The 25,707-nt window shown below is 64.7% G+C and carries 24 protein-coding genes; 7 read left to right on the top strand and 17 right to left on the bottom strand.

Features of this window, described 5'->3' with window-relative positions:
* Positions 1–11: 11 nt before the first annotated feature.
* The 4 genes from ACR64R_RS00800 to ACR64R_RS00785 all read right to left on the bottom strand — a co-directional run bounded on the left by ACR64R_RS00800 (position 12) and on the right by ACR64R_RS00785 (position 2,996).
* On the bottom strand, positions 12–650 hold the full coding sequence (locus tag ACR64R_RS00800; RefSeq protein WP_487359802.1) for a 5'-methylthioadenosine/S-adenosylhomocysteine nucleosidase: 639 nt from the start codon (positions 648–650) through the stop codon (positions 12–14).
* A 4-nt stretch (positions 651–654) separates the two neighbouring features.
* On the bottom strand, positions 655–1,116 hold the full coding sequence (locus tag ACR64R_RS00795; RefSeq protein WP_371011042.1) for a PaaI family thioesterase: 462 nt from the start codon (positions 1,114–1,116) through the stop codon (positions 655–657).
* An 84-nt stretch (positions 1,117–1,200) separates the two neighbouring features.
* Complete coding sequence (locus ACR64R_RS00790; RefSeq protein ID WP_487359801.1) at positions 1,201–1,653, bottom strand: TspO/MBR family protein; 453 nt, start codon at positions 1,651–1,653, stop codon at positions 1,201–1,203.
* Between the two features lie 56 nt (positions 1,654–1,709).
* Positions 1,710–2,996 (bottom strand): RsmB/NOP family class I SAM-dependent RNA methyltransferase, encoded by a 1,287-nt coding sequence (locus ACR64R_RS00785; RefSeq protein ID WP_487359800.1) that lies wholly within the window; start codon positions 2,994–2,996, stop codon positions 1,710–1,712.
* Between the two features lie 327 nt (positions 2,997–3,323).
* Between ACR64R_RS00785 and ACR64R_RS00780 the strand changes: the two genes are divergently transcribed.
* Positions 3,324–4,001, top strand: coding sequence for an MIP family channel protein (locus ACR64R_RS00780; RefSeq protein ID WP_487359799.1), 678 nt, complete (start codon positions 3,324–3,326; stop codon positions 3,999–4,001).
* Between the two features lie 66 nt (positions 4,002–4,067).
* Here the strand turns inward: ACR64R_RS00780 and katG are convergent, their stop codons facing one another.
* Positions 4,068–6,269, bottom strand: coding sequence for a catalase/peroxidase HPI (gene katG / locus ACR64R_RS00775; protein ID WP_487359798.1), 2,202 nt, complete (start codon positions 6,267–6,269; stop codon positions 4,068–4,070).
* A 139-nt stretch (positions 6,270–6,408) separates the two neighbouring features.
* Between katG and ACR64R_RS00770 the strand changes: the two genes are divergently transcribed.
* Positions 6,409–7,317, top strand: a complete 909-nt coding sequence (locus ACR64R_RS00770; RefSeq protein ID WP_487359797.1) for a hydrogen peroxide-inducible genes activator — start codon at positions 6,409–6,411, stop codon at positions 7,315–7,317.
* Positions 7,318–7,368: 51 nt separating this feature from the next.
* Here ACR64R_RS00770 and ACR64R_RS00765 read toward each other — a convergent pair whose 3' ends face one another.
* The 6 genes from ACR64R_RS00765 to hisS form a co-directional block, all read right to left on the bottom strand.
* On the bottom strand, positions 7,369–8,415 hold the full coding sequence (locus ACR64R_RS00765) for a calcium:cation antiporter (protein WP_487362586.1): 1,047 nt from the start codon (positions 8,413–8,415) through the stop codon (positions 7,369–7,371).
* A gap of 151 nt (positions 8,416–8,566) precedes the next feature.
* On the bottom strand, positions 8,567–9,190 hold the full coding sequence (locus ACR64R_RS00760) for a poly-gamma-glutamate hydrolase family protein (RefSeq protein WP_487359796.1): 624 nt from the start codon (positions 9,188–9,190) through the stop codon (positions 8,567–8,569).
* A 9-nt stretch (positions 9,191–9,199) separates the two neighbouring features.
* The gene (locus ACR64R_RS00755) at positions 9,200–10,966 is read right to left on the bottom strand and encodes an AMP-binding protein (RefSeq protein WP_487359795.1); all 1,767 of its coding nucleotides are present in this window, start codon (positions 10,964–10,966) and stop codon (positions 9,200–9,202) included.
* 80 nt (positions 10,967–11,046) lie between these two features.
* Positions 11,047–11,748 carry an ATP phosphoribosyltransferase gene (hisG, locus tag ACR64R_RS00750; RefSeq protein WP_487359794.1) on the bottom strand — a complete coding sequence of 234 codons (702 nt, stop codon included), beginning with the start codon at positions 11,746–11,748 and terminating at the stop codon, positions 11,047–11,049.
* A complete protein-coding gene (locus ACR64R_RS00745) occupies positions 11,745–12,863 on the bottom strand; it encodes an ATP phosphoribosyltransferase regulatory subunit (protein ID WP_487359793.1) in 1,119 nt (372 codons plus the stop codon). The genes hisG and ACR64R_RS00745 overlap by 4 nt, the downstream gene beginning before the upstream one ends.
* Positions 12,864–12,865: 2 nt before the next feature.
* Positions 12,866–14,365 carry a histidine--tRNA ligase gene (gene hisS, locus ACR64R_RS00740; protein ID WP_487359792.1) on the bottom strand — a complete coding sequence of 500 codons (1,500 nt, stop codon included), beginning with the start codon at positions 14,363–14,365 and terminating at the stop codon, positions 12,866–12,868.
* 203 nt (positions 14,366–14,568) lie between these two features.
* Between hisS and ACR64R_RS00735 the strand changes: the two genes are divergently transcribed.
* Both ACR64R_RS00735 and ACR64R_RS00730 read left to right on the top strand, forming a co-directional pair.
* Entirely contained in the window at positions 14,569–14,805 is a 237-nt protein-coding gene (locus ACR64R_RS00735) for a hypothetical protein (protein WP_487359791.1), read from the top strand.
* 242 nt (positions 14,806–15,047) lie between these two features.
* Entirely contained in the window at positions 15,048–15,230 is a 183-nt protein-coding gene (locus ACR64R_RS00730) for a hypothetical protein (protein ID WP_487359790.1), read from the top strand.
* 126 nt (positions 15,231–15,356) lie between these two features.
* Here ACR64R_RS00730 and ACR64R_RS00725 read toward each other — a convergent pair whose 3' ends face one another.
* A complete protein-coding gene (locus tag ACR64R_RS00725; RefSeq protein ID WP_487359789.1) occupies positions 15,357–15,995 on the bottom strand; it encodes a DNA-3-methyladenine glycosylase I in 639 nt (212 codons plus the stop codon).
* Positions 15,996–16,209: 214 nt separating this feature from the next.
* Between ACR64R_RS00725 and ACR64R_RS00720 the strand changes: the two genes are divergently transcribed.
* Together ACR64R_RS00720 and ACR64R_RS00715 are read left to right on the top strand one after the other, a co-directional pair.
* A complete protein-coding gene (locus ACR64R_RS00720) occupies positions 16,210–16,950 on the top strand; it encodes a L,D-transpeptidase (protein WP_487359788.1) in 741 nt (246 codons plus the stop codon).
* 423 nt (positions 16,951–17,373) lie between these two features.
* Positions 17,374–18,294 (top strand): bifunctional 5,10-methylenetetrahydrofolate dehydrogenase/5,10-methenyltetrahydrofolate cyclohydrolase, encoded by a 921-nt coding sequence (locus tag ACR64R_RS00715; RefSeq protein WP_487359787.1) that lies wholly within the window; start codon positions 17,374–17,376, stop codon positions 18,292–18,294.
* 5 nt (positions 18,295–18,299) lie between these two features.
* Here ACR64R_RS00715 and glcF read toward each other — a convergent pair whose 3' ends face one another.
* The 5 genes from glcF to ACR64R_RS00690 form a co-directional block, all read right to left on the bottom strand.
* On the bottom strand, positions 18,300–19,625 hold the full coding sequence (gene glcF / locus ACR64R_RS00710; RefSeq protein ID WP_487359786.1) for a glycolate oxidase subunit GlcF: 1,326 nt from the start codon (positions 19,623–19,625) through the stop codon (positions 18,300–18,302).
* A 10-nt stretch (positions 19,626–19,635) separates the two neighbouring features.
* The gene (locus tag ACR64R_RS00705; protein ID WP_487359785.1) at positions 19,636–20,025 is read right to left on the bottom strand and encodes a DUF4870 family protein; all 390 of its coding nucleotides are present in this window, start codon (positions 20,023–20,025) and stop codon (positions 19,636–19,638) included.
* Positions 20,022–21,275: a glycolate oxidase subunit GlcE gene (gene glcE / locus ACR64R_RS00700; protein ID WP_487359784.1), complete on the bottom strand. Its 1,254-nt coding sequence runs from the start codon at positions 21,273–21,275 to the stop codon at positions 20,022–20,024. Before glcE ends, ACR64R_RS00705 begins: the two co-directional genes overlap by 4 nt.
* Positions 21,276–21,609: 334 nt before the next feature.
* On the bottom strand, positions 21,610–23,106 hold the full coding sequence (locus ACR64R_RS00695; RefSeq protein ID WP_487359783.1) for an FAD-linked oxidase C-terminal domain-containing protein: 1,497 nt from the start codon (positions 23,104–23,106) through the stop codon (positions 21,610–21,612).
* A 254-nt stretch (positions 23,107–23,360) separates the two neighbouring features.
* Entirely contained in the window at positions 23,361–24,683 is a 1,323-nt protein-coding gene (locus tag ACR64R_RS00690; protein WP_487359782.1) for a DUF3422 family protein, read from the bottom strand.
* A 208-nt stretch (positions 24,684–24,891) separates the two neighbouring features.
* Here ACR64R_RS00690 and ACR64R_RS00685 point away from each other — a divergent pair, with 208 nt between their 5' ends.
* Positions 24,892–25,695: a FadR/GntR family transcriptional regulator gene (locus tag ACR64R_RS00685; protein ID WP_487359781.1), complete on the top strand. Its 804-nt coding sequence runs from the start codon at positions 24,892–24,894 to the stop codon at positions 25,693–25,695.
* Positions 25,696–25,707: the final 12 nt, after the last annotated feature.

The following is a 25,707-nucleotide window of genomic DNA, read 5'->3' as shown; positions in this document are numbered from 1 at the left end:
TCCTTTTGGCCCTATCTCAACCGGATCGCTCCACCGCCGATCGCCTGTTCGAGAAATCCGATCGCCACCGCCAGCTTCTCGTCGATGACATGCAGATATTCCGTCCAGTCGTTGACGTGCCTCAGATCGGCCGCGCCGTCGGAAATGCCGCGCAGTCCGATCAGCGGCACACCGAAGAGCTGGCAGGCACGCAGGCAGGCGAAGGTCTCCATGTCGACCATGTCGGCGTCGATCGCGTCATAGGCAGCGCCGGAGACGATCGTACCGCCAGTCGAGAGCGCGGCGGTCTTGATGCCAGGAATGACGAAGGGCAGCGGCACCGTCACGGGCAGGTCGAGGAAGGGCGTCGCTCCCTTCTCGAAGCCGAGCGGGGAAGCGTCCATGTCGCGGTAGCTGACTGATACGGCCTGGTAGATTTCGGCCTGCTCAAGTGTGCGGCTTCCCGCGGAGCCCAGGGAGACGACAAGCTCCGGCAGTGCTTCCTGAATCTTCAACCGGCCAAGTTCGGCGCCCAGCCTCACGCCGGCCTCGACCGGCCCGACCCCGGTCATCAGCGGCGTGAAAAGCTTCCTCAGATGCGGGCCGTATTCGACCTCGGCCGCCATGACGAAGAGAACGTTTGTGCCCGCAATCCGCACGGGGTTTCCCATCGGATCACCCCTCGATCCCGTCGCGGCCGACCACCGTCATCATCGTGCCTGTCATGGTGGCGATCAGCTTGGCCTCGCCATCGGCGGCGAAGGCATAGGCCTGGCCGTCAGCGACGATGATGGTGCGACCGGGCTTTGTCACGGATCCGCGGAACAGGAAGCGCTCGCCCCTGCCCGGCGCCAACAGGTTGACCTTAAACTCGATGGTCAGGACGCCGGAATTCTCCGGCATCAGCGAAAAGGCCGCGTAGCCGCAGGCTGAGTCCAAGGCGGTGGAGATGACCCCGGCATGCAAGAACCCATGCTGCTGGGTGAGCGCGGCCGAGTATGGCATCTCGATCTCGATGATGCCGGGCGTCACCAGTGTCAGTTCGGCGCCGATCGTCGCCATTGCCTTCTGCCGGGCAAACGAGGTCCTGACGCGTTCCTCGAAGTCGGGAGCGGGTACGATCTTGGCTGCTGCCATGGCTTCGCCTCACATTAGGTGGCGAAGCTTATTGCAGAGCCCGGAACCCCGCGCAATGTCAATTGCTGCACTGCAGCAGCACGATCAATTCAGCCATAGCAGCGAGGCGTTGAGCAAAGTGGCGAAAGCCACCCAGGCCGCATAGGGCACGAACAAGCCGGAGGAAATCCTGTCTGTGCTCCAAGTGCGACGAATGAAAAGCAGGATGCTCCCGAGCAGCAACAGGATGACCACCAGCGCGAGCCCGATCATCCTGGCGCCGAAGAATGTCGGCGACCAAAGGAAATTAAGGACCAATTGGGCAGCCCAGACCCTCATGGCGCCTGTGCCCGGTTTCAGCAGCCATGTCCGCCAACCGGCAATCGCGATCAGGACGTAAAGCAGCGACCAGACCGGGGCGAAGACCCAGTTCGGCGGATTGAAGGGAGGTTTGATCAGAGATGCATACCACGCGCCAGGCAGGGTGGCGTAGCCAATCAGCAGGCCGCCGCCGAGGACGATCAGCAAGAAGACGACAAGCGACAGGTATTTCTGCAAGCACACCCCCGAAGCGACCAGAGTCAAATTGGGGTGACGCAGACTTTCGTCAAGGCTTACGAGCGCCGCAACGCGTGGAAATAAAACCCGTCGGTACCGCTCAGCGCCGGTGAGAGCGAGATGCCCCCGTTGCCGGCGATACGCGCGGCTCCTTCATGGCCGGGGAAGCGACTATCCCACAGATGGCGATGATCGACCGGTGTGAAGCCTTCATGGCGCGCGCGGAAGGCCGCGACCTGCTCGCCATTCTCGGCGTCGAACACCGAGCAGGTGATGTAGACCAGCAAGCCGCCCGGCCTGACGAAGGCTTGGGCCGTGTCGAGGATCGACTGCTGCTCTCCCTTTCGGGCATCCAGCTGCCGTTCCGTCAATCGCCATTTGGCGTCGGGCCGCCGCCGCCAGGTGCCGCTGCCGGTGCAAGGCGCATCGATCAGCACCATGTCCATATGCCCGGCGAGCGGCGCCAGCTCCGTGGGCTTGCTGAGGACCTGGACATTGCGGCTGTGCGCCCGGCGGATGCGTTCGAAGATCGGCGCCAGCCGCACCTTCTCCGAATCATGGGCAAAGAGCTGACCCCGATTACCCATCTCGGCCGACAGCGCCAGCGTCTTGCCGCCGGCGCCTGCGCAATAGTCGAGCACCTGCATGCCGGGCTCGGCGCCGGCGAGCGCCGCGGCAAGCTGCGAACCCTCGTCCTGCACTTCGAACCAGCCTTTCTGGAAGGCGGGCTCGGCCTGCACATTCGGATGCCGGCCGTCGCCGTCGATCGGCGGGATGCGGATGCCGTGCGGCGCGATCGCAGCCGGCGCCGCGCCCGTGCCCTTCAGTTCGGCCAGAACCTTGGCGCGATCGGCCTGGAGCGTGTTTACCCTGAGATCCAGCGGCGGGCGACGCGCCAGCGCCGCGCCTTCCTCGACCCAGGCCTCTCCATAGGCTTGCTCGAGCAGCGGCGCGCACCAGTCGGGGATATCGGCGCGCACCACGTCGGGCGCATCTGCCAGCCTGCGGCCGGCGGCCGCCTTCAGCTCGCCGGCGCTGAGCAGCGGCGGCGCGAATTTGTCACCGTCGAGCGCGTCATTGAGCGACTGCGCCGTCTGACCCCATTCCAACAGAAGCGCGCCAAAGCCGATGGCGCGCGGAGTGTCCTCGCCGAACAGCCAGCCGGCCGAGCGCTTGCGGCGCAGCGCGTCATAAACGATGTTGCCGATCGCCGCGCGATCGCCGCCGCCCGCAAAGCGATGCGACAGGCCCCAATCGCGCAAGGCGTCCGCCACCGGCCGGTGGCGCCGGCCGATGTCTTCAAGAACCTCTATGGCCGCCGCCAGCCTTCCGCCCAGTCGCATCCCGTTTTCCGCCTACATTGCAAAATTGGCTCCGGCCCGCTCTTAAAGCGTTTCAGGCCTGGATTGAAAGAGCTCTGTTCGCGCCGGCCATGAAACCACGTTCTTAAACCGCCCGTTTAACCCGAACGGTCTTGCAAGCAGGAAGCGCCGCCGAAAAACAAGAAAATCAGGTAGAATATGAAAGATCTCTAATGTATTTGATTGGCGGGTACAAGCAAGCTTTTTGATTTCCTCTCTGCTTTCCAAGTTTTGGACACGGTAATACTCTTCCGGCGGTGATTCGCGGCGCGGCAGACGCAGTTCGACGGATCCTATGAGGAGAGGGCAATGAAGACTTATCTCGCAGAAGTACTCGGCACGTTCTTGTTGGTGTTCATCGGCACGGCCTCCGTGGTCACGGGCGGTTTCGGCGGCGCGCTGCCGCTCGGACAGGAAGGCATCGGACTGGCGTTCGGCATCGGCCTGATCGCCGCGGCCTATGCGATCGGCCCGATCTCGGGCGCGCATCTCAATCCGGCGGTGACGCTCGGCGTGTTCCTGGCAGGGCGGATGCCGGCCAAGGATGTCGTCCCTTACTGGATCGCGCAGATCATCGGCGCCATCATCGCTTCGCTGGCGCTTTGGATCATCGTTTCCGGCCAGGCCGGCGGCCACACCGGCGGTTTCGGCGCCAATGGCTGGGATGAGACGAAGTGGGGTATGAGCTCGGCCTTCCTCTGGGAACTGATCGGCACCTTCACCTTCGTCACGGTGATCCTCGGCGTCACCAACGCCAAGCACACGACCGCTTTCGCCGGCCTGGTCATCGGCCTGACGCTGGCAGGCATCCACTTCGCCATGATCCCGGTGACCGGCACCTCGGTCAATCCGGCGCGCTCTATCGGTCCGGCACTGTTTTCGGGGGTTGCCGCGCTCAGCCAGCTCTGGCTGTTCATCGTCGCGCCGCTGATCGGCGGGGCGATTGCCGGCGTCGTCGCCAAGGCCGGCATCTTCGAGAAAGACTGACGCCTAACGTCGAAACGATAATGGGCGCGGACATCGCCCGCGCCCTTTATCGTGCGAGGATGAGACCTACTTCGAAGCGATATCGAATCGGTCGGCGTTCATCACCTTGGTCCAGGCCGCCACGAAGTCCCGGACGAACTTCGCCTTGGCGTCCGCGGTCGCATAGACTTCCGCCAGCGCGCGCAGCTGCGAGTGGGAACCGAAGATGAGGTCGGCGCGGGTGCCGGTCCACTTCACCTCGCCCGTCTTGCGGTCGCGTCCTTCAAACACGTCCTTGGCGTCCGAGATCGCCTTCCAGTCGGTGCCCATGTCGAGCAGGTTGACGAAGAAGTCGTTGCTCAGAGTGCCTGGCCGCCTGGTGAAGACGCCATGCTTAGACTGTCCGGCATTGGCGCCAAGAACACGCAGGCCGCCGACCAGAACAGTCATCTCCGGCGCCGTCAGCGTCAGCAACTGCGCCCGGTCCACCAGCGACTCCTCCGGCGACAGGCGCTGTGGCCCCCTGAGGTAGTTGCGGAAGCCGTCGGCGACCGGCTCCATCGGCGCGAAGGAGTGGATGTCCGTCTGCTCCTGCGACGCGTCCATGCGGCCCGGCGTGAAGGGCACATCGACGCCATGTCCAGCATCAGCGGCGGCCTTCTCGACACCGGCATTGCCGGCAAGAACGATCAGGTCGGCCAGCGAAACCTTCTTGTCACCACGCTGCGAAGCGTTGAACTCGCCGCGGATCGTGTCGAGCTTGGCCAATACCTTCGCCAACTGGGCGGGCTGGTTGACGTCCCAATCCTTCTGCGGGGCAAGCCTGATGCGCGCGCCATTGGCGCCGCCACGCTTGTCGGAGCCGCGGAACGTCGAGGCAGACGCCCAGGCGGTCGAGACCAGCTCGGCCACCGAAAGGCCGGATGCCAGGATCTTGCCCTTGAGCGCTGCGGCGTCTTGCTCGTCAATCAGTACATGGTCGACCGCCGGAATGACGTCCTGCCAGGGCAGTTCCTCCTTCGGAACGAGCGGGCCGAGATAGCGCGCACGCGGCCCCATGTCGCGGTGGGTCAGCTTGTACCAGGCGCGGGCGAAGGCGTCGGCGAACTGATCGGGGTTCTCGTGGAAGCGCCGCGAGATCGTCTCGTAGGACGGATCGAACCGTAGGGCGAGATCGGTCGTCAGCATCGATGGTGCGTGACGCTTGGAAGCGTCGTGCGCATCCGGCACAGTGCCGGCGCCGGCGCCACCCTTCGGCGTCCACTGGTGGGCGCCCGCCGGGCTCTTCGTCAATTCCCATTCGTAATTGAACAGATTGTCGAAGAAGTTGTTGCTCCATTTGGTCGGCGTCGTCGTCCAGATGACTTCCAGGCCGCTGCCGATCGCGTCGCCGCCCTTGCCGGTGCCGAACTTGCTTGCCCAGCCGAGGCCCTGCTGCTCGATGTCGGCGGCTTCCGGTTCCGGACCGACAAGCGCTGCGTCGCCGGCGCCGTGGGTCTTGCCGAAAGTGTGGCCGCCGGCAATCAGCGCCACGGTCTCCTCGTCGTTCATCGCCATGCGGGCGAAGGTCTCGCGGATGTCGCGCGCCGCGGCGAGCGGATCAGGCTTGCCGTTCGGCCCTTCCGGGTTGACATAGATGAGGCCCATCTGCACGGCGGCGAGCGGGTTCTCGAGGTCGCGGTCGCCGCTATAGCGCTCGTCGGCAAGCCACTTGCCTTCCGGGCCCCAGTAGATGTCCTGCTCCGGTTCCCACACGTCGGCGCGACCGCCGGCGAAGCCGAACGTCTTGAAGCCCATCGATTCCAGCGCGACATTGCCGGTGAGTATCATCAGGTCGGCCCAGGAAATCTTGCGGCCGTATTTCTGCTTGATCGGCCACAGCAGCCGGCGGGCCTTGTCGAGGTTGACATTGTCCGGCCAGCTGTTCAGCGGTGCGAAACGCTGCTGGCCGACGCCGGCGCCGCCACGGCCGTCGCCGATGCGATAGGTGCCGGCGCTGTGCCAGGCCATGCGGATGAACAGCGGCCCGTAATGGCCGAAGTCGGCCGGCCACCAGTCCTGCGAATCCGTCATAAGCGCGGTGAGGTCCTCGATCACCGCATTGAGATCGAGACTTTCGAATTCCTTGGCGTAGTCAAACGCCTCGCCCATGGGATCGGACAGCGGCGATTGCTGATGAAGAACCTGAACGTTCAGCTGGTTCGGCCACCAATCGCGATTGGTCCTGCCGGTGGTTCCGTGCGCGACCGGGCATTTGCCAGCGCTGTTGTCGTCGGTTTTCGCGTCCATCTTAGTCTCCGATTTTGCTGAGTTTCGAATGGGTTTCCGGGGCAGCCAGGGGCAGCGCCAATCTAGAATGATTCCAGACTAGGCCGGCTTGGCGATAAAGACAAATTGCCTTTCCTGTTTGTTTTGATAACCTTTCCTTATGATTGGCCTGACCGTTCGGCAGATGCAATATTTCGATGCGCTGGCGCAGACGCTGCATTTCGGCCGAGCAGCCAAACTTGCCGGCGTCAGCCAGCCGGCCCTTTCCGCGCAGATTGCCGAGATGGAAGAGCGGCTGAATTGCCTGTTGTTCGAGCGCGGCGGCAAGACGGTGCGCATGACCGGCGAGGCGCTTGCCTTGCAGCCGCGTATCGAGCGCATTCTGAGCGACATACGTGACGTCGAGACGACGGCGCGGCGCGGCCGCCCCAGCATGGAAGGTCGCTTCCGGCTGGGCATGATCCCCACCGTCGCGCCCTATCTCCTGCCGCATGTGCTGCCGGAGCTGAAGAAGCACTACCCTTCCCTGCAGCTCGAACTGCGCGAAGCGGTGACCGCGTCGCTGGTCGAGGATACGACGTCCGGCCGACTCGACGCTTTCATCGCGGCTTTGCCACTCGATCAGCCGGCGATAGTCGCCGAAGAGCTTTTTCCTGACCGCTTCTTCCTCGCCGTTCCCGCCGGCGATCCGGCCTTCGCTTCGCCGCCTGTGCCGCCGGAAAGCCCGGCGCTGGAGCGGCTGATGCTCCTGGAAGAAGGTCACTGCCTGCGCGAGCAGGCACTGGCTGTCTGCGGCAAATTGCGACCGATGGCGATGGCAAGCTACGGCGCGACCAGCCTCACCACGCTCTTGCAGATGGTGGCCCATGGGCTCGGCGTCACCCTGGTGCCGGAAATGGCGGCAAATGCCGCCGGCGTCATGCCGGACCTGAGGATCGTCCCGTTCCAGGAGCCAATGCCGCAGCGCATGATTTGCATGGCCTGGCGGAAGAACAAGGTGCGCCAGGACGAGTGCGTTGAACTGGCGCGAATCATACGCAGGCTGGATCGGGCGGTGCTGGCGGCGTGAGCTCCTTTCGAGGCGGCATCCCTGCGCCCGATGCTCGGCACGCGACGCCTTTCACGGCACAAAGATCAGAAACACATAGGTGAAAAACACCACGACATGGACCATGCCGGTCAGGAACGTCGTTCTTTCGGTGCTGAAGCTTACGCCGCATATGAAAAGTGCCAGCACCAGAAGCACGGCATCTGAGGCCGGCAGACCCAAAGTCAGCCCTCTGCCCGTCAGCAGACTGGCTGCCGCGACCGCCGGTATCGTCAAGCCGATCGTGGCGCAGGCCGAACCCATCGCCACGTTCAAGCCGCGCTGCAGCTCGTTGTTGAGCGAGGCGCGAACCGCCGAAATGGCCTCGGGCATCAAAACCAGCCCCGCGATCAACGCCCCTACAATGCTGTCGGACTGCGTCACCTGATAGGCGGCGAGCGCATCCTCCACGCTCGCGGCGACCTGCTCGGCGAGCAGGACTATGCCGATCAGCCCGCACAGCAGCAGCAAGGCGCTGATGGAAATGCTGCCGTCGGAGGCTGTTCGCATCGGAACGTCGTGTGCCTGTCCCTGGACGAAGTCCTCCCTATGCCGAACGGTCTGGGCGAACACGAAACTTGCATAGAGCAGAACCGAAAGAACGCTTACAAAAGCAAGCTGAGCCGCCGAAAACGTGCCGGGATCCGTAGCCCGGGTGTAGGTCGGAAGAATAAGCGTCAGCACGGTCAGCGCGATCAGGACCGACAGGTAGGCGCTGGTGCCCTGCCGGACGATCGCCTGCTTGCGGTAGCGCCAACCGCCGAGCGTGAGACAGATGCCGACAACGCCGGTGGAGGTGATCATCACCGTCGAGAAAACGGACTCGCGCGCCAGCGTCGGGTTGTTTTCTCCATGCAGCATCATGGAGACGATGATCGATACTTCGATCGCCGTCACCGCAAACGTCAGCACCAAGGTTCCGTAGGGCTCCCCAACGCGCCGGGCGACCGCCTCGGCGTGGTCGAGCACCACGAAAATGGTGGTGAACATGATCGCGCTCGATAGCGCTCCAACGAGTATCCTGGCGTTCAGCCATCCTTCGTCAACCGAAAGGCCGCTGGCCCTCACCGCGAGTGCCATGGCCAGCGCGGCCAACGGCATCGTGTAGGAAGTCATCGACCGCCCGCAACCAGTCATTCAAGCCCCCAAACCCCGCGCGTTTCCGTGAACCTAGCGGAAAAGCGGGTGGTGAGCACCGCTCACCGGCATCTTTGCCCGCCAGGTCAGCCGGTCAAAACATGAACGGAGACCGGGCACCATTCCCGGCGTCGAGTACATCAATGGCCTCGCGAACCGCCCGACAGAATCTTTCCAGCAGTTCCGGCTCGTTCCCCAGACGGCGGCGCAGCGAGAAGGGCACTTCCAGCTGCGCGCCCTTCCCTGTCAGCCCTCGGTTGACGATGTTCGAATCCTGGATACCCGGAAAAGGATGGTTATCCTTCCGTGCCTGGAAGCCGGCCTCCCGCAGACGCCAGATTATCTCTGAACCCAACACGGCGTCCTTGCCGCCCATATAGACCGTCGCAAGATCGTCCCGATCCTGACGGCCATGGATAGCAACGACCGTGGACTTCGTCCGCAACAGGTCCAGCGCGGTTGCCTCGTCAAAATTCCTCGAGGTTATGTGCAGTTCCCGGTTGCATTCCGTCATAAGCCCCTCAAAGCAATACATATCGAGATCGCCCCCCGCTATCGTCTCGGTGATCAGCGAGGTGCGAGGCTCGATCTTGCCGCCATGTGGGGCCATGACGATCGCGCCGCCGGTTCGCGCGCCGCGCCGGACGACAATTCGATAGTCTATGTTTTCGATCTTGGCGGCTTTCAGCGCCGCGAAATTTGGAAACTCGTTGTCCATAAATGCCGTTCACGCTGTCTTCTGCGCCACCAGCCCCAGTTCCTCCACCATTGCCTCGCGCATCAGGAATTTCTGCGCCTTGCCGGTCACCGTCATCGGCAGTTCGCTGCGGAAGCGGATGTGGCGCGGCACCTTGTAATGCGCGATCTGGCCGGCGCAGAAGGCCTTGATCTCCTCGGCGGTGGCGATCTGGCCCGGCTTCAGCACGATCCAGGCGCAGAGTTCCTCGCCATATTTGTCATCTGGGATGCCGAAGACCTGGACTTCCTTGATCTTGGGATGGCGGTAGAGGAACTCCTCGACCTCGCGCGGATAGACGTTCTCGCCGCCGCGGATGACCATGTCCTTCACCCGGCCGACGATGTTGCAATAGCCCTCGGCGTCGATGGTCGCGAGGTCGCCGGTGTGCATCCAGCCGTCGGCGTCGATCGCCTCGCCGGTCTTCTCAGCGTCGTCCCAGTAGCCCTTCATCACCGAGTAGCCGCGCGTGCAGAGCTCGCCAGGCTCGCCGACCGCAACGGTGGCGCCGTCCGCGCCGATGGCCTTGACTTCGACGTGCGGGTGGATGCGACCGACGGTGGAAACGCGTTTCTCCAGCGGATCGTCGACGCCGCTCTGGAACGAGACCGGGCTGGTTTCGGTCATGCCATAAGCGATGGTCACCTGGCTCATATGCATCAGCGACACCACCTTCTTCATCACCTCGATCGGGCAAGGCGAGCCCGCCATGATGCCCGTTCGCAGGCTGGACAGGTCGAAGGTCGCGAAATCGGCGTGGTCGAGCATGGCGACGAACATGGTCGGCACGCCATAGAGGCCTGTGCAGCGTTCCTGCGCGACAGCCCTCAGCGTCGCGCCGGCATCGAAGCCTTCGCCTGGGAAGACCATCGTCGCGCCCTTGGAGACGCAGCCCATCGTGCCCATCGACATGCCGAAGCAGTGGTAGAGCGGCACCGGGATGCAGAGCCGGTCATCGACCGTGAGCCTGATCGCCGAGGTCACGAAATTGCCGTTGTTGACGATGTTCGCGTGGGTGAGCGTCGCGCCCTTCGGCGCGCCTGTCGTGCCGGAGGTGAATTGGATGTTGATGGCATCTCCCGGCTTCAGGCTTTCCGAGATACGGTCGAGACTGTCATGCTCGTCGCGGCCGGCCATGGCCAGCACGTCGCCGAAATTGAACATGCCGGGCGAATTGTCGTCGCCCATGCGAATGACGATCTTCAGCGCCGGCAGCTTTCTCGCCTTGAGCCTGCCGGGTTCGGCAACGGCGATTTCCGGCGCCAGCGTCTCGATCATACCGAGATAGTCGGACGTCTTGAACCGCGCGGCGGTGACCAGCGCCTTGCAGCCTACCTTGTTGAGGGCATATTCGAGTTCGGCCAGCCGGTAGGCCGGGTTGATGTTGACCAGGATCAGCCCGATGCGGGCGGTGGCGAACTGCGTCACCAGCCATTCCCAGCGGTTCGGCGACCAGATGCCGACGCGGTCGCCCTTCTCCAGGCCCAGCGCCAGGAAGCCGGCGGCCAAGGCGTCGACCGTGTCAGACAGCTCGCTCCAGGTGAAGCGCTTGTCCTGGCCGACGAAGACGGCGGCGTCGAGCGTGGCGTACTTGCTCACGGTGTCCGAGAACAACTCCGGAATGGTCTTGTCGAGCAAAGGCACCGACCGGTCGCCCGACACATGCGCCTTGCCGCCCAGCGGAGCAATGAAGGCGCCACTCGCGCCGCGCCCTCGCAGATTGGTGGCGTTCATGAGCTCGTCGAGTTTGATCGCCATCGCCGTATCCTCCCGGGATGACCCAGCCTATCAGCCTGCCGTGACGGTGAAAACCCGCCGAAGGTAGAGGTGTTCCCCTCTCAAGGGGAAGGCAGAGCGCTCATCTTCGCGGCGATTTCCCGCAACAATGCCTCGTCCGCCGCATCGCGCTGCTTCATCGAAGCGACGAGACAGGCTTGCGACTTCAGGATCGTACCATCGCCCAGAACCTTGAGATGGTTGGCGCGCAGCGTCGAGCCCGTCGTGGTGATGTCGACGATGACATCGGCGAGCCCAGCCGCCGGTGCGCCTTCGGTGGCGCCGAGGCTTTCGACGATGCGATAGACCTGGATGCCGTGCTTGAGCGAGAAGAACTGCTGCGTCAGCCGCCAATATTTGGTGGCGATCCGCAAGCGCCGGCCGTGGCGCTGGCGGAAATCGGCGGCGACGTCATCGAGATCGGCCATGCTGTCGACATCGAGCCAGATGTCGGGGACCGCCACCACGACATCGGCATTGCCGAATCCGAGACGCGCGACGATCTCGGCCCGCGCCTCCCAGTCGGCGAGGTTCTCGCGCACAAGGTCCTCGCCGGTGATGCCGAGATCGACCGCGCCCTGGCCGATCTCGCCGGCGATCTCGGATGCCGACAGGAAGGCCACTTCGACAGCGTCGAGGCCTTCGATGCGGGCTCGGTATTTGCGGTCGTCCTCGGGCAGGGCAACGGCCAGGCCGGCCTTGGCCAGCACTTCGAGAGACTGCTCCTTGAGACGGCCCTTCGAGGGAATTGCCAGCGTGATCATCGCGCGCCCTCCCGCAACGCTTCGATGCGATCGAGCCAGACCGAGAAGCCGACGCCGGGGATCGGCTTCCTCGCGCCCAGCAGCGTCAGCAAACGGTCGTAGCGGCCACCGCCGGCAAGCGGGCGGTCGCCCCCCTGGACCCCGATCTCGAAGACAAGGCCGGTATAATAGTCGAGCGGGCGGCCGAAGGCGGCATCGTAGCGGATTTGCGCCGAGGACAGGCCATGCGCCTCTATGGACCTGGCGCGAGCGGCGAAATTCTCCAGCGCCGGTCCCAGCGACAGGCCGGCATCGGCGGCGAATTTCTCCAGCGCCGCGGGCGCGCTGTCGAGCGCGACGTCGATCTCGAGAAAACCCTTCAGCGCCGAGAACGCCTCGTCGGAGAGCCGCACGCTGCGCAGCTGCGCTTTCTCGATGAGCCTGCGCGCGATATCTGCCGGCGCGCGGCCGGACGACGCAGACAGCCCGGCCTCCTCCATGCCGGCCGCAATGTGGGCGGCAAGGCCTTCCGCATCGCCGTCGAGCACCAACAACGCGACCGGACCGGAGAGCTGGCTGTTGCGCGGCGGATTGGCGAGATCGGCAAGGGCCGCTTCCAGCATCGGCGCGGAGCCGAAGGCGCGCGCGAGCCGCATGCGCCAGCCGCGCGGCAGGCCAAGTGCTGCCAGCACCGCCTCGAACAAGGTCTGGTCGCCAAGCGTGATGGCGAGGCGCTTTCCAGGCAGCACCAGAGACAAGAGCGCATGCGCGTCGGCCAAGGATCGCGCATCGGCGGCGGCGACGTCACCGTCGCCGAGATCCTCGATTCCTGCCTGGAAGAACTCATTGCCGCCCTCGCGGCGCTGTCGGAAGACTTCGCCAAGATAGGAGTAGCGGCGCGGCGTGCCGGCCTGGCTGGCGATATGGTCGAGGCAGACCGGAATGGTAAATTCGGGCCGCAGGCACAAGGTCTTGCCGGTCTCGCTCTCGGTGAGGAAGATGCGGCGGCGCAGGTCTTCGCCCGCCATGTCGAGGAACGGATCGGCCGGCTGCAGGACCGCCACTTCGACCGCATGCGTGTCGCGGGACGCGAAGAGGTTAATAATGTCGGCTGCGATGGCGGGGCGGGTGGTCATGGCTAGGCTTTGGCGCGGTCGGCGGCTTGCGCCGCCAGGATCTTCTTCACCTCTCCAACCAGCTCGCTCTCAGGCACAGTCACCTGGGCAGGCCTTGCGGCGCGCCATTCGGCGTTGTCGGTGATCTCGGCCGACATGCGGGCGCCTTCGATCAGGTCCTTGATCTGCAGTTCGCCCCTGGCGCGCTCGTCGCCGCCCTGGATGATGGCGACCGGGCTGCCGCGGCGGTCGGCATATTTCAGCTGCGCCTTCATGCCGGCGCCGCCGAGATACATTTCGGAGCGGATGCCGGCGGCGCGCAGGTCGGCGACCATCTTCTGATAACGGCCGAGGCTGTCCGTGTCCCTGTCCATGACCAGCACCACGACAGGGGCGATGACGTCCGAGGTGTCGAGCTTGCCGAGGTTCTTCAGCGCCGTCATCAGTCGCGAGACGCCAATGGAGAAGCCGGTCGCGGGCACCGGCTCGCCGCGGAAGCGCGAGACCAGCCCGTCATAACGGCCGCCGCCGCCGACGGAGCCGAAACGCACGATCTGGCCTTCGTCATTGGGGATTTCGGCCAGAAGCTCCGCCTCGAAGACCGGGCCGGTGTAATATTCCAGGCCGCGCACCACAGAACGGTCCATTGCGATACGGTCTTCGCCGTATCCCGCCGCCCTGACCAGGGCTTCAATCGTGGCAAGTTCGCCGACGCCTTCCTGGTAGGCAGCGTTGGCACTGACGCCGGCATCGTGGCCGGGCTGGGCGTCTCTTGCCGTGGCGAGAAGAACCGCATCTGCCGCTGCATCGTTCAAGCCGGCGCCCTTGGCGAAATCGCCTTCGCCTTCCTTGCCGCCATCCCATCGTCCCGGACCAAGGAGAAGCCTGACGCCTTCAGCTCCGAGCTTGTCCAGCTTGTCGATGGCGCGCAGCACCGTCAGCCGGCGGCCGGCGTTCTCGTCGCCTCCGAGTCCAATAGCCTCGAGCACGCCGTCCAGCACCTTGCGGTTGTTGACCCGGATAACATAGTCGCCGCGTTTGATGCCGAGCGCCTCCATCACGTCGGCCATCATCATCGCCATCTCGGCGTCGGCGGCAACGCCCGGCGTGCCGATCGTATCGGCGTCGAACTGCATGAACTGGCGGAAGCGGCCAGGGCCGGGCTTCTCGTTGCGGAACACCCATCCTGAGCGGTAGCTGCGATAGGGTTTCGGCAGCTTGTCGAAATTCTCGGCGACGAAGCGCGCCGTCGGCGCGGTCAGGTCGTAGCGCAGCGACAACCACTGGTCGTCATCGTCCTGGAATGAGAAGACGCCTTCGTTCGGCCGGTCCTGGTCGGGCAGGAACTTGCCCAGCGCATCGGTGTATTCGATCATCGGCTGGTCGACCGGCTCAAAGCCGTAGAGCTCATAGACCGAGCGGATGGTGGCCATCATCTTCTCGACGGCGCGGATGTCTTCGGCGCTGCGGTCGGTAAAACCGCGCGGCAGCCGCGCTTTCGTCTTTTCCGATTTGTCGGCCATGGAATGATCTTCTCTGGTAATGGGGCGCGCGTTTCCTAAACGATGGCGCTTGGAGCGGCAAGGGTCGGCGCCTTTTCCTTCTCCCCTCGTGGCCAGAGGCTGAAACAAAACACAGCTGAAGCGAAACAATTCCGCCACCAGCGCGGCATGCTGCCGACACAATCGACGACCATAAAGCACGCCGAAACAAGGGGTTCGGGGCCATGACCACGGCTGAAGACATGATCGAGAGCGGCAGACCAGCCAGGCTGCGGCCTGCCGGGGGCGCCGTGCTCAAGCCGGCGCAGCAGCCGGCCGGACCGTTCGACGTGCCGACGCAGCCACATAAGCCGACGACGCGGGACGCGCTGGTGACCGGGCTGCTGGTCATTTATCCGGCTTTTGCCGCCGTGGCGGCCATCATTGCGGGGTTGTTCCTGAGCGGCGCCGGCAATCTCTGACCTCCACCCAACGATCGGGTATCATCATACGTCTGCAATTTGCATGCGCCCTTGCCGGCGCGCTGGCTGTTGGCGCGACCAGCGCGGCCAACGCCTGCCAGCCGGGCGATGCCCGTCTTGCCGGCCACTACTACCTTAACGGCGTCATGGAAGTCGGTTCCGAACTGCTCTTGAAGAAAGACGGCAGCTTCGAGTTCGCGCTCGCCTATGGCGCCAACGACCAGTACGGCTAGGGCTGCTGGGTGAGGAAGGGCTCGACCGTCGAGGTCATCCCGGCCGGCCGCAGTTCCGCCTCCACGCACCACACGCCCGACGATCGCGGCTTCAGAGAGCTGGTGCTGACAGTGTCGGGCGCGAGCCTGGCCTGGAACATCAACGGAAGCGGCCATAAGGGCAGGTTCGTGAAGCAGCGCCGAGACGGATGAGGGGTGTTCCAGCGGAGCGTGGCGCTGGCAAACTTGCCGACTCCTCCGGCGGCGCCAAGCTGGAGCACCCCTCATCCGTCGCCTGCGGCGATACCTTCTCCCACAAGGGGAGAAGGAGAAGGCAGGCTACTTCGGCCGCTTCAGCGCCCTGCGCTGCTTCTCCACCTCCGTGCGGCAGTAGCAACCTTCGAGATGGTCATTGACCAGGCCCATCGCCTGCATGAAAGCATAGACCGTGGTGGGGCCGACAAAGCTCCAGCCGCGCTTCTTCAATTCCTTCGATATCCTCACCGACACCGCCGTCGTCGGATTGGCGCGCAAATGCACGAGGTCGACGATTTCGGGCCGCTCCTGCGGACCGGGCTCGAACTTCCAGAACCAGGCGGCAAGCGAACCGAACTCGTCCACCATCTCGCGCGCGCGTTTTGCGTTGTTGATGGTCGAGACGATCTTGCCGCGATGGCGGACGATGCCGACATTGCCGAGCAGGCGCTCGACATCGTCGTCGGTGAATTGAGCCACCTTGTCGAAATCGAAACCGGCGAAGGCCTCGCGGAAATTCTCGCGCTTGCGCAGGATGGTGAGCCACGACAGGCCCGACTGGAAACCCTCAAGGCAGATCTTTTCGAACAGGCGGCGATCATCCGTTACCGGGCGACCCCATTCGTGGTCGTGGTAGTGGAGATAATCCGGCAAATTGCCGTGCCAGAAGCAGCGCGTCTTGCCGTCCGGGCCTTCGATAATACCGGAGCTTTCCTGTCCCATTGCCGCAAATCCATTCGTTGATGCGCCTCGGCGCCGCTTTTACCGTGGCTTTACCAGATTCCTGAACCGGCCGGTAACCACACCGAAAGGTTTACTGACAAAGCGGCATTTTACGCATTCCGATTCATGTTTTGCTTGCCGCTGCGCGCCAAGGATCGCGAAGCCGAGGGCCGCCCTGCCCGCCGGATGAGTTCGACGATCAAGGTGCATTCCGATGAAGACAGCGTTTTGTTCCCTGCTAGGTGCTGTGGCCTCTCTTGCCGCCGGCGCCTCGACTTCGCTCGCCAATGACCGCTATGCCGACATGCCGCCAGTGATGGTGAGCCCCGATCTTTCGGCGCCCTGGGTGCTGCAGCTTGGCCATGCGCCGGGCATCGTGCGGCCCGCGCGGCCGGCGACGCAGCAGCCGCTGCAGCGCCTCCTCCAGGCGCAGCCCGACCGACAGAAGACGGCGGCCGTCCAGCAGCCGGCCAGGCGCATGGTGATGCGGCCCCAGATCAACCCGATCTATCTGCCGCAGGAAGTCGCCTATGACGGGCCGGCGAAGCCGGGCACCATCGTCATCGATACGCACCAGAATTTCCTCTATTTGGTCGAGAAGAATGGCAAGGCGCGGCGTTACGGCGTCGGCACCGGAAAGCCGGGCTTCGAATGGTCGGGCACCCACAAGATCACCGACAAGAGGGTCTGGCCCGACTGGCGTCCGCCGGCGGAGATGATCAAGCGTGAGGCGGCCAAGGGCCGTTACCTGCCGACCTACCTGGCCGGCGGCATCGAGAACCCGCTCGGCGCGCGCGCTCTCTATCTCGGCACCACGGAATACCGCATCCATGGCACCAACCAGCCATGGACGATCGGCGGCGCGGTGTCCTCGGGTTGCATCCGCATGCGCAACGAAGACGTCGTCGACCTCTACGAGCGCGTGAATGTCGGAACCACAGTCGAGGTGATATAACGAAATCGACCGGTCAGATGCGCCGAATGGTTCTTTTAGGGCTTGCTGTTGCCCTTAAGCCATAGCGCACGGCAGCAAGAAATGCTTAGACTGGCAAAGAGTTAACGGGGGACGGGCCGTGTGGGGATACGGCCGGTCACGAAAAGGCAGCGCGGTCACCCGCGCTGCCTTTTCGTTTCTTGTTGGTGCGTGTCGCTGTCCGAAAACCGCTGCGCACCCCTCGGGTCAGGACCGAGGTCATGCTTTCGGGCGCCATGCATGGAGCGGCAAGTCGTCCTGAAAGCAATGCGGTTCGCATTCGGGGCTGATTTCCGGGCGGTCCTCTGCTATTGCAGCGCACAAATCTCAGTTGCCACGCAATTTTCGACAGGAAGCCGCATGCGCGCTTTTCCTCGAATTGCCCCAGAAAGCGGAGGCGCCAGCATGACCCGGACCGACGACAGCCGCTACCTGAAAGGCGGCCCGGTCGCCCAGCGCATCATCGCCTCGGTGCGCGAGGATGCGGCAATCGCCACAGCCGAAGGCTTTGCGCCGAAGCTCGTCTCGATCACCGTCGGCGATACCGCCGCGGTCGAAGTCTATGTGCGCAACCAGCGCGCCAAGGCGGCGCTGGCCGGCATTGGGTTCGAGGAAAGGCGCTTCGCCGCCGATATCACCGCCGGCGAATTGGAAGCGGCGATCCACGGCCTCAACGCCGACCCGCGCGTCACCGGCATCATCATCCAGCGGCCGGTGCCGGCGCATATCCCGATCAAGACGCTGCAGGGCGCGGTGCATCCGCTGAAGGACGTCGAGGGCATGCACCCGGCCTCGATCGGCAACATCGTCTACAACCAGCTCGATCTGGCGCCCTGCACGGCGGCCGCCTCGGTCGAACTGCTGAAGGAGACCGGACTCGATCTCAAGGGGCTCGAAGTCGTCGTCGTCGGCCATTCCGAGATCGTCGGCAAGCCGATCGCCTTCCTGCTGATGAGCGAGGGCGCGACGGTCACGGTCTGCCATCACATGACGCGATCGGTGGCGGCGCATGCACGGCGCGCCGATGCGCTGTTCGTCGCGGTCGGCAAGCCGCGACTGATCAAGGCCGACATGGTGAAGCCGGGCGCCTGTGTCATCGACATCGGCATCAATTCGGAGGTCGGGCCCGACGGCGAAACACGTATCGTCGGCGACGTCGACACCGACAGCGTCAAGGAGGTGGCTTCCTGGATCACGCCGGTGCCGGGCGGCGTCGGCCCGCTGACGGTCGCGATCCTGTTGCGCAACACCATGGTGGCGCTCAATCGCCAGCGCGCGCTTTACCGCGCGACCTATGGCGCGCCAGACCAACTTGCGGCGGAGTAACTCCACTACTCGGCGGCAACCAGCATCGCGTCGGGCACGCCTTCCGGCTTGGGACCGCCATAGGCCCAGTCGAGCAACTTGATTGTGTGCACCACCGGCAGCTTCGCGGCCGATGCGATCTGGGTGATGCAGCCGATATTGCCGGTGGCGACGATTTCGGCACCAGTCGCTTCGATGTTCTTCACCTTGCGGTCGCGTAGCTTCGCCGAAATCTCCGGCTGGAGGATGTTGTAGGTGCCGGCCGAGCCGCAGCACAGATGCCCTTCGCGCGGCTCGCGCACGACGAAGCCCGCCTTGGCGAGAAGCTCCTTCGGCTGGCGCGTGATCTTCTGGCCGTGCTGCATCGAGCAGGCTGAATGATAGGCGACGATCGTGCCTGGCCTGCGTACCGGCTCGGGCAGGTCGAGCCCGGCAAGATATTCAGTGACGTCTTTCGCGAGCGCCGAAACGCGGGCTGCTCTTTCCGCATAGGCCGGATCGAGACGCAGCATGAAGCCGTAGTCCTTGATCGTCGTGCCGCAGCCCGATGCCGTGATGATTATGGCGTCCAGCCCGCCATTGTCGACGGCACGCGTCCAGGCATCGACGTTCCGCCTCGCCGAGGCGAGCGCTGCCTCCTCGCGGCCCATATGATGGACGAGCGCGCCGCAGCAGCCCTCGCCTTCCGGCACCACGACCTCGACGCCGAGCCTTGTCAGCAAAGAGATGGTGGTAGCGTTGATCGCCGGATCGAGCACCGATTGCGCGCAGCCGGTGAGGATCGCGACGCGACCACGCTTTGTGCCCTGCCCGGCATGCGTGCCGGGCAAAGACATCGGCGATGCCGCCGGGATCGAGGACGGCGCGAGCCTCAGCATCGCGGCGACCGGCTTCAGCGCCGGCAGTTTCTCGAACAGGCCGACGAACGGTCGGCCGAGGCCGGCCAGTTTCAACGCCGCCCGGAAACGGGCCGGGTGAGGCAGCACGGCCGCCAGCATGGCGCGCGTCAACCGGTCGAGCAACGGCCGCCTGTAGGTCTCCTGGATATGCGCGCGGGCATGATCGACCAGATGCATGTAGTTCACACCCGAGGGACAAGTCGTCATGCAGGCCAGGCAGGACAGGCACCGGTCGATATGGGTGACCATCTCCTTGTCGGCCGGGCGGCCGTTCTCCAGCATGTCCTTGATGAGGTAGATGCGGCCGCGCGGCGAATCCAGTTCATTGCCCAGCGTCACATAGGTCGGGCAGGTGGCGGTGCAGAAGCCGCAATGCACACATTTGCGCAGGATCTTTTCCGATTCCGCGACATGCGGGTCGGCGAGCTGGGCAAGGGAGAAATTGGTCTGCACACAAAAATCCTTACCGTCCGAGAAGCCAGCTCTGCGGGTTCCTGACCGGCTCGCCGCGTTGCAGCGCCTGGATGCCGAGAATGCAGCGGGCGATGAACCAGACGGCGACGGCGAACATCAGCAGGAAGCCGATAACGAGCATCATCAGGACCACCGAGATCAGCGCGTAGAGGAGGCCGATCCAGAATGTCCTGATCAGGAAAGTATAGTGGCTTTCGACGAAACCGCCCGTCTTGCCTCGGTTGATGTAGGCAAGGACGATGCCGACGATGCCGGTCACGCCGATGACGAGGCTGGCGAGGTAGAGAATGTAGATGACCAGCGCGTTGGTCTGGCCCGGCTCCAGCCAGCGATCGGTCTGGCGCGACCCCATGTCCGGACCTGGATTGACATTACTCATGGTGCTCCCTCCGTTGATCGAGGAAGAGTAGCAGAGCTGGAACCGCTGGCCATGCGGCCGGGGCTGAGAATCTGCTTCGGATCGAATTCGGCCTTGAGCCGCGCCGACAGCGCCGCCAGATGTGGCGGCTGCGGCTCGAACACCGGCAGCGCCGCGCGATGCGAAGCTGTAGCGCGCACCAGCGTCGCGTGGCCGCCGCCATGCTTGCGGATCAGGCGGCGCAAAAGGTCGGCTTCGGGCTCGTCCTCGCGCATTGACAGCCACACAAGACCGCCCTGCCAGTCGTAGAAGGCGTCGACCGCCGCCTGCATGCGCAGGGCCATAACCATGTGATGCGCCTGCGACGGCGCCATTGAGACGCGCCAGACCGGCCGCGCGCCGCCGTCGGCGAAAGGGACGCAATCGCGGATGTCGCGCCAGATCGTCTTCGACGCCTCGCCGGCGATCTCCTCCACTGGCCCGGCCCTGCCGAGCAGCTTGCGCAAAGCCTCGATGCGATAGACGACCGACGGGCCAAAACCCTCCACGCGCAGCAGCGTCGCGGCATCGCTGCCGTGCTCGCCGCCGGCAACCTTCGCGGCGACCCGCTCTGGCAGGTGCGCGGCGCTCGACACTTCGGCGCTGGAGCCAAGCGCCAGCGCCATGGCGGCGACGGCGGCATCGTCCAGCAGGCCGCGGATTGCCAGCGTCACCTCGGTCTCGGCGGCCGGCAGGACCTTGAAGGTGACGTCGGTCAGCACGGCCAGCGTGCCCCAGCTTCCCGCCATAAGCTTGGAGAGGTCATAGCCGGTGACGTTCTTGACCACGCGCCCACCCGACTTGAAGGCCTCGCCACGACCCGAGACCGCGGCGACGCCAAGGATATGGTCGCGCGCGGCGCCCGCCTTGAGACGTCGAGGGCCGGAAAGGTTCGAGGCGAGCACCCCGCCGATCGTGCCTTTGCCCGGCTCGCCGCCGAGCAACGGGCCGTAATCCATCGGCTCGAAGGCGAACTGCTGGCCGCTTTCCGCAAGCAGTTCTTCGATCTCGGCGAGCGGCGTGCCGGCGCGGGCCGACAGCACCAGCTCGGCCGGCTCGTAGAGCGTGATGCCGGTGAGTTTCGACAGATCGAGCGTGTGCTCGGTCTGCAGCGGACGCCCGATGCCGCGCTTGGAGCCGTGGCCCAGGATTTCGAGCGGCGTTTCTTCCGCCACCGCCCATTGGACCGTGGAGAGAGTCTCGGCGGGTGTGGAGGGGGTGAAGGTGGTCATGGTGCATGGACCTGGTTCCTCGCCCCCGCAAAGCGGAGGAGAGGTGGCTCGGGCGAAGCCCGAGATGGAGAGGGGGCCATCATAAAGCGCTGCCTCCCGTCTTCGTGGCGGCGAAAACGAATGTGAGGTCCGAAGCCCAGTTTCCTGGCCTTCAGTTCGTTCCAGAGGGTTGCTTCCGCCTGATTGTCTCCGTGACGGAGACCGCGCGCGCGGGCGATCTTTTCGGGCGAGCGGCGGCTTGGCCGAGAGGGCGTCCCCCTCTCCGTCTCGGGCTTCGCCCGAGCCACCTCTCCCCCGCTTTGCGGGGGCGAGGAACTTTGATCCCAAGCCCCCATCAAAACCTCGGAATATCCGGAAACGCCACCTGTCCCCGATGCACATGCATGCGCCCCAGTTCGGCGCAGCGGCGCAGTTGCGGAAATACCTTGCCGGGGTTGAGCAGGTGATTGGGATCGAAGGCGCATTTGACGCGCATCTGCTGGTCAAGGTCGATCTGGTTGAACATTTCCGGCATCAGGTCGCGCTTCTCGACGCCGACGCCGTGCTCGCCCGTCAGCACGCCGCCGACCTCGACGCAGAGGCGCAAGATGTCTGCCCCGAAGCTTTCAGCCTTGTCCAGTTCGCCCGGCACATTGGCGTCGTAGAGGATCAGCGGATGCAGGTTGCCGTCGCCGGCGTGGAAGACGTTGGCGACGCCGAGCCCGTATTTCTCCGACAGCGCGCGCATGCCGGCCAGCACGCGCGGCAGTTCCTTGCGCGGGATGGTGCCGTCCATGCAGTAATAGTCGGGCGAGATGCGGCCGACCGCCGGGAAAGCCGCCTTGCGCCCGGCCCAGAAGTTCAACCGCTCCTGCTCCGACTGCGATATGCGGCAGGTGGTCGCGCCGTTCCTGTAGGCGATCCCCTCGACGAGGCCGATCAGATGGTCGACCTCGACGCTCGGCCCATCGAGCTCGACGATGAGCAGTGCCTCGACGTCGAGCGGGTAGCCGGCATGGACGAAATCCTCCGCCGCGTGGATCGCCGGGCGGTCCATCATCTCCATACCGCCGGGGATGATACCGGCGCCGATGATATCGGCGACGCATTTACCCCCCTCCTCGCTGGTCGGAAAGCCGATCAGCAGCGCGCGCGCCGTCTCCGGCTTCTTCAGGATGCGCACGGTCACCTCGGTGACGACGCCGAGCAGGCCTTCCGAGCCGGTCATGACGCCGAGCAGATCGTAGCCTTCCTGGTCGAGATGATTGCCGCCGAGGCGCACCACTTCGCCATTCATAAGCACCATCTCGATGCCCAGCACATTGTTGGCGGTGAGGCCGTATTTCAGGCAGTGCACGCCGCCGGAATTCTCCGCGACATTGCCGCCGATCGAGCAGGCGATCTGGGAGGATGGATCGGGGGCGTAGTAGAAGCCCTCCTGCTCGACGGCGGTGGTGATGCCAAGATTGGTGACGCCCGGCTGGGCGACGACGGTGCGGTTGGGATAGTCGATCGCAAGGATGCGGTTAAAGCGGCTCATCACAAGGAGCACCGCATCTTCCAGCGGCAGCGCGCCGCCCGACAGCGAAGTGCCGGAGCCGCGCGGCACGACGCGAATGTTGCGCTCGTTGCAGTATTTCAATATCCGCGAGACCTGCGTTACCGTTTCCGGCAGCACGACGACCAACGGCAATTGCCGGTAGGCGGTGAGGCCGTCGCTCTCGAAGGCGCGCATTTCATTGGCCGCGTCGACGACGCCCTCGCCCGGCACGATGATGCGCATGTCGGCGACGATCTCGGCGCGCCGGTTGAGTGTCCCGGCATCTGGCTTGGGCATGGCAAGGCCGGACATCGGCACTTCCTCCGCTCGACTGGTCAAAATCTTTTACCAGCCTGACAGTCTCGTTGCAACGATGCTTCGATGCGCGGAGGCGGCGACCCCAATTGCCAAGCTTGCGCAGCGGCAATCTGCCGCTCCCCGGCTGCGCCTTGCGCCGAGGTTCTAAACAAAGTGCGGACTGGCGGCTGCGGGACACCTCATGAATCTTTTGACCCCGACCGCCGAGCGGATCGACCACCTACAAAGAGGGAATAAGATATGCGCGTCTATTCGCCGGGATGTTTCGCCGGTTCGGAGTGCATGCGCCGCACGCGCCGCACGCCCCACCAGACGAGCAGAATGGCGACGGGCACGGATGCCGCGGTGACGACTTCCGGCGCGAAAACGTGACCGAAGACCGAAGCGCCCTTGGCGACATAGCCGATGAGGCCGACGACATAGTAGGACACGGCGGCGACGGACAAGCCTTCGACCGTCTGCTGCAGGCGCAGTTGCAGCCGGGCGCGGTTGTTCATCGACGCCAGCAGGTCCCGATTCTGCTTCTCGACTTCGACATCGACCCAGGTGCGCAGAAGCGTGGTGGCGCGTGTGAGTTTGCGCGACAGGTTGGCCTGGCGCTCCTCGACCGAGCGGCAGGTGCGCATCGCCGGCGCCATGCGCCGCAAGAGGAAGCCCGCCCAGGTGTCAAAACCCTGCACCGGCTCTTCATCCAGCGCCTCGAGGCGTTCGGTGACGATGCCGTCATAGGCGCGGCTGGCGCCGAAGCGGTAGAGGCTGGACGCGGCGTCGGCCTCGAGCTCGGCGGCGAGTTCGGTGAGGTCAGCGAGCAATGTCTGGCTGTCGCGGGTTTCGACCGCCTTCATTTCCAGCGTGGTCTGGGCCAGGCGGTCCTCAATGCGGCGGGCGCGGACGGACAGCGTCAGCGCCAGCGGCAGCCCGAGCATGGCGAGCGTACGATAGGTTTCGATATCGATCAGCCGCTGCGACAAGGCGCCGGTGCTGGCCGGCGTCAGGCCGCGATCGAGCACCAGCATGCGGGTCAGCCCGTCGCCGTCCTGGCGGAAATCGGTGACGATGGCGGCGGCGCCCCGCTCGACCAGCGAATAGCATAGGCTGGTCGGATCGAAGCCCGCGATCAGCTTCTCGCTCGCCTGCGTCCATTTGCGGATTTCGAGGCGGATGCCGGAGATCACCGTACCCGGCGGCGAGAAGCCGTTACCGAAGGGCGAATCCTCCTGGCCCCGGCCGTTCTCGGCCAACGGCCCTTCCCAGAGATAGGTCGAGAATTCCGTATGCCGCTCCCAGCGCAGCGTGCCCTTGCCCCATTTCATGGCATGGTGGCGCGCGTAGCGATCGGGCGCGGCTATGCCCAGCCGCCTCGAAAGCTCCGAGAGCACGGCATGGTCGACCGCGGCGCCGCCCTCGGTCATGAAGGAAAGCTGGATCAGCACGCGCGGCTTTTCGATCAGCGGGTGCGGACGGGCATGGACCTCGCCAATCGCGCCGGGCCGACCCTCATGCGCCGGAAAGCCCATCACGCTGCCTTGCGCGCGCGGCTGGAATTCGAGACTGGACATCTCGTCGGACACGGCTGGTCCCCCTGTTCTCGACCCTTCGTGCAACCCGGTCGTCTTGCGGCAATCGGCGGGACGCGTAAACAGCAAATATTAGCATCCGGCAATGGTGAAGCGCGGCCAGCGATCCGACCGGGTTTGACGAATTGGATAAATAATTTGACCAGTTGGCGACGGACGCTTTAATCTGGACGACATCCATTCCGTTCTCCAGGCGTCTCCCTTGAGCGACATTTTCTCCAGGATCGAGCATTCGCGCACCGCCGACGAGGTGGTGCAGCAGATCGAGAGCCTGATCCTCGAAGGCGTGCTGCGCACCGGCGATCGGCTGCCCGGCGAACGCGAACTGGCGCGCCAGTTCGACGTGTCGCGGCCCATCCTGCGCGATGCGCTCAAAGCGCTGGAAGGGCGCGGATTGCTGACGACCCGACCGGGCGGCGGCACGCATGTCGCCGACGTCATCGGCCAGATCTTCACCAAGCCGGTGACGGACCTCATCTCCACGCACCGCAAGGCGGTGACCGACTATCTGGAATACCGGCGAGAGATCGAGGCGGTGGCGGCCGAATACGCCGCGCGGCGGGCGACGCCGGAGGATCTCGCGCTGCTTGACCGTATCATGGCGCGCATGGACGAGGCGCACCGGACCGGAGACTTCGACGACGAGGCGGAGATCGACGTCGAATTCCATCACGCGGTGTGCGAATGCGCGCACAACATGATCCTCCTGCACACGCTGCGTTCCTGCTACCGGCTGCTGTCAGAAGGCGTGTTCCAGAACAGGCTTCTGGTGTTCAGCGTGCCCGGCGCGCGCGAGGCGCTGCTGCAGCAGCATCGCGCGATCCACGCCGCGATCAAAGCGGGCGACCCGGTCGGGGCGCGCGAGGCGGCGATGGACCACATCACCTATGTCGAGCGCTCGATGGCGGAAGCCGAGCGCAGCGGCGACTGGCAGCGCGTGTCCAGGCTGCGCCTCAGGCAACGCTCGGATGCCGGCGACATCGAACCCACACGCAAACGCTCCTGAGCACAGATTTAG

The sequence above is a fragment of the Mesorhizobium sp. MC2-1-1 genome, from assembly GCF_057597255.1.
Note: the sequence above shows the minus strand (reverse complement) of the source record. Positions and strands in the feature narration are given on the sequence as shown.

Bases quoted from the DNA above. Each gene is read 5' to 3' on its own strand.
- ACR64R_RS00800 (WP_487359802.1), bottom strand. From the start codon at position 650: ATGGGAAACCCCGTGCGGATTGCGGGCACAAACGTTCTCTTCGTCATG.
- ACR64R_RS00795 (WP_371011042.1), bottom strand. From the start codon at position 1,116: ATGGCAGCAGCCAAGATCGTACCCGCTCCCGACTTCGAGGAACGCGTC.
- ACR64R_RS00785 (WP_487359800.1), bottom strand. From the start codon at position 2,996: ATGCGACTGGGCGGAAGGCTGGCGGCGGCCATAGAGGTTCTTGAAGAC.
- ACR64R_RS00780 (WP_487359799.1), top strand. From the start codon at position 3,324: ATGAAGACTTATCTCGCAGAAGTACTCGGCACGTTCTTGTTGGTGTTC.
- katG (WP_487359798.1), bottom strand. From the start codon at position 6,269: ATGGACGCGAAAACCGACGACAACAGCGCTGGCAAATGCCCGGTCGCG.
- ACR64R_RS00770 (WP_487359797.1), top strand. From the start codon at position 6,409: ATGATTGGCCTGACCGTTCGGCAGATGCAATATTTCGATGCGCTGGCG.
- ACR64R_RS00765 (WP_487362586.1), bottom strand. From the start codon at position 8,415: ATGGCACTCGCGGTGAGGGCCAGCGGCCTTTCGGTTGACGAAGGATGG.
- ACR64R_RS00760 (WP_487359796.1), bottom strand. From the start codon at position 9,190: ATGGACAACGAGTTTCCAAATTTCGCGGCGCTGAAAGCCGCCAAGATC.
- ACR64R_RS00755 (WP_487359795.1), bottom strand. From the start codon at position 10,966: ATGGCGATCAAACTCGACGAGCTCATGAACGCCACCAATCTGCGAGGG.
- hisG (WP_487359794.1), bottom strand. From the start codon at position 11,748: ATGATCACGCTGGCAATTCCCTCGAAGGGCCGTCTCAAGGAGCAGTCT.
- ACR64R_RS00745 (WP_487359793.1), bottom strand. From the start codon at position 12,863: ATGACCACCCGCCCCGCCATCGCAGCCGACATTATTAACCTCTTCGCG.
- hisS (WP_487359792.1), bottom strand. From the start codon at position 14,365: ATGGCCGACAAATCGGAAAAGACGAAAGCGCGGCTGCCGCGCGGTTTT.
- ACR64R_RS00735 (WP_487359791.1), top strand. From the start codon at position 14,569: ATGACCACGGCTGAAGACATGATCGAGAGCGGCAGACCAGCCAGGCTG.
- ACR64R_RS00725 (WP_487359789.1), bottom strand. From the start codon at position 15,995: ATGGGACAGGAAAGCTCCGGTATTATCGAAGGCCCGGACGGCAAGACG.
- ACR64R_RS00720 (WP_487359788.1), top strand. From the start codon at position 16,210: ATGAAGACAGCGTTTTGTTCCCTGCTAGGTGCTGTGGCCTCTCTTGCC.
- ACR64R_RS00715 (WP_487359787.1), top strand. From the start codon at position 17,374: ATGACCCGGACCGACGACAGCCGCTACCTGAAAGGCGGCCCGGTCGCC.
- ACR64R_RS00705 (WP_487359785.1), bottom strand. From the start codon at position 20,025: ATGAGTAATGTCAATCCAGGTCCGGACATGGGGTCGCGCCAGACCGAT.
- glcE (WP_487359784.1), bottom strand. From the start codon at position 21,275: ATGACCACCTTCACCCCCTCCACACCCGCCGAGACTCTCTCCACGGTC.
- ACR64R_RS00695 (WP_487359783.1), bottom strand. From the start codon at position 23,106: ATGTCCGGCCTTGCCATGCCCAAGCCAGATGCCGGGACACTCAACCGG.